The organism is Aeromonas sp. HMWF014, assembly GCF_963878295.1.
GTDB classification, from domain to species: domain Bacteria; phylum Pseudomonadota; class Gammaproteobacteria; order Enterobacterales; family Aeromonadaceae; genus Aeromonas; species Aeromonas popoffii.
Genome location: NZ_CAWNYS010000133.1, coordinates 1 through 5,107, shown reverse-complemented (window position 1 = coordinate 5,107; position 5,107 = coordinate 1). Strand labels below are relative to the sequence as shown.

Sequence of the window (5,107 nt, the reverse complement as noted above, 5' to 3'; positions counted from 1 at the left end):
ACATGCTCAGCATCATATACCCCAACATCAGCATCGGCAGCGTCTCGCCAGCCTGGCTGGCCATCACGGCCGACAGCGGCCTGAAGGGCGATACCCTGGTGATCGGCAATCAGCGCCACGTTTTGTTGACCGGCTCACCCCTGCTGGCCCAGCAGATGACCATGGCCAAGATCCCGCTGATCAGCGAACCCTTGTACTGAGCCACACCCGTCATGCCGGTTGCACCACAACCGGTTCAACTGAAGCACACTCCTCAAACCAGTTGATAACTAATTGATTTTTATCGATTGCATGCCATCCTAGCCGCCTTTGCCAGCCGCTTTCTGCGCTGGCGGGCAGCCCGCGCGGCTCACTCGCGAGTTTATTTAACACTTTTTAAACAGATCCGATCAGTTTAGGATGAGTTCTGCCCCATTCCCTCAAGTGAAAAATCGTTATAACATAACAAAAGGAGTGTCATCAGGATGAAACATCTCGTACTTACTCTGGCGCTGCTGCCAACATTGGTCATGGCTCACAATATCAAGGAGTCTGCCCAGATACCGCTGGTCAACATCAGCGACAAGGGTGAGCTGGTACTGCAAGAAAAAGAGGTCAGCTACCAACCTTGGCAAAGCAAGGTACTGACTGGCAAAGTCTTTCTGATCCAGCACATCGCGGGTCGCTCCAGTGCCAAAGAGCTGAACGCCCCCATGATCGAGGCGATCAAGGCGGCCAAGTTGCCCCACGACAAGTACCAGACAGTCACCATCATCAACAGCAATGACGCCATCTGGGGCACTTCCGGCTTTGTGAAGAGCAGTGCCGAAGACAGCAAGAAAGAGTTCCCTTGGTCCGCCATGGTGCTGGATGCCAAAGGCATGGCCCGCAACGCCTGGGATCTCGCGCCGGAAAGCTCGGCCATCATACTGCTGGATAAAGAGGGCAAGGTGCTGTTTGCCAAAGATGGCCAGCTCGATGCCAACAACATTGCTACCGTGATGGGGCTCATCCAGTCCCATCTCTGAATCAGAGAGAAGGGGCGCTGATGGCGCCCCTTTCATAAGGGTCTATGGGTCGTTTCAAGCTGAAAATCTGGTTGTTGCTGCTGGGCTGGTTGTGGTTGCAACCGGCGCTGGCACAACACCCGCTGGAAGCAGACCAGCCCGGTCATAGCCACACTTGCGTCCTTTGCGCCCTCCATCTCGATGGCAAGCTGGCACTGACGCCCAACTTGCCCATCCCAGTCCAGCATGTTGTCATCGGCAAGCGCCTCGATACCGCCTTGCCCACAATAGATTCCACTCCTACAGGCCACTGCCGCATTCGTGCTCCGCCGCACTTTCATTGCTTCTCCCACTGAACATTTCTCTTATCAATGGTTTCAAAAGGATTAACGATGAAAGCAGTCACACTGTTACTGGCCGCAGCCGCCTTTGGCGTACAAGCAAATCACGACGAGCATGAGAGTCATGGGCACGGTGCCCACGAGCACGGCCACGGTCATCTCAACCTGGTGCTCGATGGCAACCAGCTGATGCTCGAGCTGCAGGCGCCCGCCGCCGATCTGGTGGGCTTCGAGCACGCGGCCAAGAGCGACGAGGATAAGGCGCAATACGCCAAGGCCATGGCTCAGCTCAAGCAACCCGATGCCCTGTTTCGCCTCGACCCGACCGCTGGCTGCAAACTGACCCAGCAGGAGCTCAATGCCGCCAAGGAAGAGCATGATCACGACCATGACCATGACCATGACCATGACCATAAAAAGGCTGGCAGCAGTCATGATGACCACCACCATGATGATGCGGGTCACGCCGATGTGGGTGCCATGTACACCTATACCTGTGAGGCCCCGGCCAAACTGACCGGACTGGAAGCGACCCTGTTCAGCGTCTATCCGAGCCTGGAGAAGCTGAGCGTGCAGGGCATACTGCCCACCGGCCAGACTGCTGCCGAACTGACCCCGTCCGCCAACAAGCTGAGCTGGTAACACCATGAAACAAGCCGTGGTTGAGATCCGCGATCTGGCCTTCGCCTGGCCGGATCACGAGCCTGTACTCGATCTGCCCGCCCTCACCATCAACGAGGGGGAACGGGTGTTTATCAAGGGGCCATCGGGCTCCGGCAAGTCGACCCTGCTTGGCTTGCTTGCCGGGATCCAGACCGCCAACCACGGCACCCTGGCAGTGCTGGGCCAGCCATTGGCCCAGCTATCCGGCCGTGCCCGTGACCACTTCCGGGCGGCCAATCTGGGTTATATCTTCCAGCAGTTCAATCTGCTGCCATTTTTATCGGTGCTGGACAACGTCACCGCCGCCCTCACCTTCTCGCCCGAGAAGCGGGCTCGCCTACAGGGGAGCCCCGAACAGGAGGCGCGCCGCATGCTGGCGGAGCTGCAACTGCCGGCCGAGGCGCTGCACAGACCCGTCCATGCCCTGAGCATAGGCCAGCAACAGCGGGTGGCCGCCGCACGGGCGCTGATAGGCTCGCCACCGCTGGTGATTGCCGATGAACCCACCTCGGCTCTCGATACCGATAACCGGGCCGCCTTCATCAAACTGCTGTTCGAGGAGTGTGACAAACAGGGGTCGACCCTTATCTTCGTCAGTCACGATCCCTACCTCGAGCCGCTCTTCCCGCGAGTGGAAAATCTGCAACTGCTCAACCGGAGGGCCATATGCTGAATCGCAATAGCAGCGCTATCTACCGGGCCAGACCCGCACCAATGGCTGCATCACAGCCACAAAACCGGAGGCCAGTATGCTAAAACTCGCCCTGCAAAGTCTCTGGGCCCGCCGTCTCACCGCCGGGCTCACCCTGCTCGCCGTGGCCATCAGCGTCACCCTGCTGCTCGGGGTAGAGCGGGTGCGTACCCAGGCCCGCGAGAGTTTCTCCAATACCGTCTCGGGGACCGACCTTATCGTCGGCGCCCGCTCCGGCCAGGTGAACCTGCTGCTCTACTCGGTATTTCGCATCGGCAATCCCACCAACAACGTGGGCTGGGAGGCCTATCAGGCCATCAAGACAAAACCGGGCGTCGCCTGGACCATCCCCCTCTCCCTCGGTGATTCTCACAGGGGCTTTCGGGTGCTCGGCACCAATGGCGACTACTTCACCCACCTGAAGTACGGTCAGCAGCAATCGCTACAACTGCGGGAGGGGCGGCCGTTCGACACGCCATTCGAGGCGGTGCTCGGTGCCCAGGTGGCCGAGAAGCTCGGCTACCGGCTGGATCAGTCCATCGTCATCGCCCACGGCGCCGGCAGCACCTCGTTCAGCCAGCATGACAATCTGCCGTTCAGGGTGGTAGGGATCCTGGCACCGACCGGAACCCCCATAGACAGAACCATCCACGTGCCACTGGCCGGTATCGAAGCGATCCATCTGGGCTGGGACACGGGCCGGCACAGCAAGAACGTGACCGCCGAACAGGCGCTGGCACAGGATCTGACACCCAAAACCATCACCGCCTTCATGGTGGGGCTGAGCAACCGCATCCTGGCATTCCAGCTGCAGCGCAGCGTCAACACCTACCGGGGTGAGCCGCTGATGGCCATCCTGCCGGGGGCCGCCCTGCAGGAGCTGTGGAGCCTGATGAGCGTGGCGGAAACGGCGCTGTCGGTGATCGCCGGCTTCGTGGTGGTGGCAGGCCTCATCGGCATGCTGACCACCCTGCTGGCGGGGCTCAACGAGCGGCGGCGCGAGCTGGCCATCTTGAGATCCCTGGGCGCTGGCCCCTCCCACCTGTTCCTGCTGCTGGCGCTGGAGGCGATGGCCCTCACCACGGTCGGCATCGCCCTCGGGGTGGCCGCACTCTATCTGGGACAGGGGCTTGCCACCCCCTGGCTACTCAGCCACTATGGCCTTCAATTAAGCGTGGGGCTGCCCAGCGCCTACGAATGGCAGTTGCTGGGCATAGTGTGGCTGGCGGGCATGGTGATAGGCCTGCTCCCTGCCGCCCGCGCCTACCGCTACAGCCTGAGCGATGGCATGAGCATTCGCGTCTAGCGAGACGCCCAAAATAGGAACAGAAAGACAGATGATGAAGTGGAAAATAGTGGCGCTGCTGGCCAGCCTGCTGGTGCTGCCCGCCATGGCCGCCGATTACAAAACCATCGACTGGGATGTGCTTATCCCGGAAGGGGAGAGACTGCTGCCACCGCCCCAGGTCAATCACGAAGATCCCATGTCGGTACCGCAGCCGGTGGGCGGTGTGAACAAGAAGCTGGATCAGCAGAATGTGCGGATCCCGGGCTTCGTGGTACCGCTGGAGGGGGATGCCAAGAAGATCACCGCCTTCCTGCTGGTGCCCTACTTTGGCGCCTGCATCCATGTGCCGCCCCGCCAACCAATCAGGTGATCTATGTGAGCTACCCCAAGGGTGCGCCGGTGGATGATCTGTGGGATGCCATCTGGGTGAAAGGCAAGATGCGCACTATCAGCTCCAGCCACGAAATGGCCACCGCCTCCTACTCCATGGAAGCGGTCGAGGTCAGCGTCTACGAAGAAGAGTAAGTCAGACCAGACATCATGATGCGCGCCAGCCCCCCGGTGAGCGAACTCCGCATCCAGCAACAGTGGCCTTCGACCGGAGGCCATTTTTTATTCCCTTACCTGTCGAAACCGTGACCCGCCCCTGCTTGAGGGATTGCCCGCCATCCCGGTTGGAGTAACATTCAAGACTAGACCTTGCGATCACGGAGCCAGCATGGCTGACCTGCCCCCGCCCAAGAAAGAGAGTTCCATCCTGAGCAGCCAGGAGCAGACCCTGCGTCTGGCCCGCAGCCGTGGCATAGACGGCATGCTCACTCGCAACAGCGACAGCACCTTCGAACAGCGCGCCACCTTTCGCCATCTGGCGGATCAGGCCGCTCGCCAGCGCAATCTGGAAGCCATCATGGTGATGGCCTCCCGCAACTGCGAAGAGACGGCCGCCGGCGGCGAGATGGACAGCGACTGGCTGACCCGCTTCCTGCAACTGGCGGAAGACATCAGCATGGTGCCCATGCAGCAGCTGTGGGGGCGCATCTTCGCTATCGAGATCGCCACCCCTGGCCGTTTCTCCATTCGTGCCCTCACCACCCTCAAAGAGATGACCCAGCGCGAGGCCCTGCTATTCCAGCGGATC

At 60.5% G+C, this 5,107-nt stretch carries 6 protein-coding genes and 2 pseudogenes; all 8 read left to right on the top strand.

Annotated features, from left to right (window positions below):
- Window positions 1-200 (top strand): annotated as a pseudogene (locus AAC083_RS05340) (hypothetical protein); the annotation flags it as partial.
- A gap of 264 nt (window positions 201-464) precedes the next feature.
- The gene (locus AAC083_RS05335; protein WP_108536029.1) at window positions 465-1,007 is read left to right on the top strand and encodes a YtfJ family protein; all 543 of its coding nucleotides are present in this window, start codon (window positions 465-467) and stop codon (window positions 1,005-1,007) included.
- A gap of 44 nt (window positions 1,008-1,051) precedes the next feature.
- Window positions 1,052-1,342, top strand: a complete 291-nt coding sequence (locus AAC083_RS05330) for a hypothetical protein (protein WP_108536028.1) — start codon at window positions 1,052-1,054, stop codon at window positions 1,340-1,342.
- Between the two features lie 36 nt (window positions 1,343-1,378).
- Window positions 1,379-1,969: a DUF2796 domain-containing protein gene (locus AAC083_RS05325; protein ID WP_108536027.1), complete on the top strand. Its 591-nt coding sequence runs from the start codon at window positions 1,379-1,381 to the stop codon at window positions 1,967-1,969.
- Window positions 1,970-1,973: 4 nt separating this feature from the next.
- Window positions 1,974-2,663 carry an ABC transporter ATP-binding protein gene (locus tag AAC083_RS05320; RefSeq protein ID WP_108536026.1) on the top strand — a complete coding sequence of 230 codons (690 nt, stop codon included), beginning with the start codon at window positions 1,974-1,976 and terminating at the stop codon, window positions 2,661-2,663.
- A gap of 76 nt (window positions 2,664-2,739) precedes the next feature.
- On the top strand, window positions 2,740-3,987 hold the full coding sequence (locus tag AAC083_RS05315) for an ABC transporter permease (RefSeq protein WP_108536025.1): 1,248 nt from the start codon (window positions 2,740-2,742) through the stop codon (window positions 3,985-3,987).
- 31 nt (window positions 3,988-4,018) lie between these two features.
- Window positions 4,019-4,494, top strand: a pseudogene (locus AAC083_RS05310) (DUF3299 domain-containing protein).
- Between the two features lie 193 nt (window positions 4,495-4,687).
- Window positions 4,688-5,107: DUF2806 domain-containing protein (locus AAC083_RS05305; RefSeq protein WP_146181583.1), on the top strand; the 420-nt coding region annotated here is incomplete at its 3' end.

What these genes read in the sequence shown, in the direction of transcription:
- AAC083_RS05335 (WP_108536029.1), top strand. Translation starts at nt 465, where the DNA reads ATGAAACATCTCGTACTTACTCTGGCGCTGCTGCCAACATTGGTCATG.
- AAC083_RS05330 (WP_108536028.1), top strand. Translation starts at nt 1,052, where the DNA reads ATGGGTCGTTTCAAGCTGAAAATCTGGTTGTTGCTGCTGGGCTGGTTG.
- AAC083_RS05325 (WP_108536027.1), top strand. Translation starts at nt 1,379, where the DNA reads ATGAAAGCAGTCACACTGTTACTGGCCGCAGCCGCCTTTGGCGTACAA.
- AAC083_RS05320 (WP_108536026.1), top strand. Translation starts at nt 1,974, where the DNA reads ATGAAACAAGCCGTGGTTGAGATCCGCGATCTGGCCTTCGCCTGGCCG.
- AAC083_RS05315 (WP_108536025.1), top strand. Translation starts at nt 2,740, where the DNA reads ATGCTAAAACTCGCCCTGCAAAGTCTCTGGGCCCGCCGTCTCACCGCC.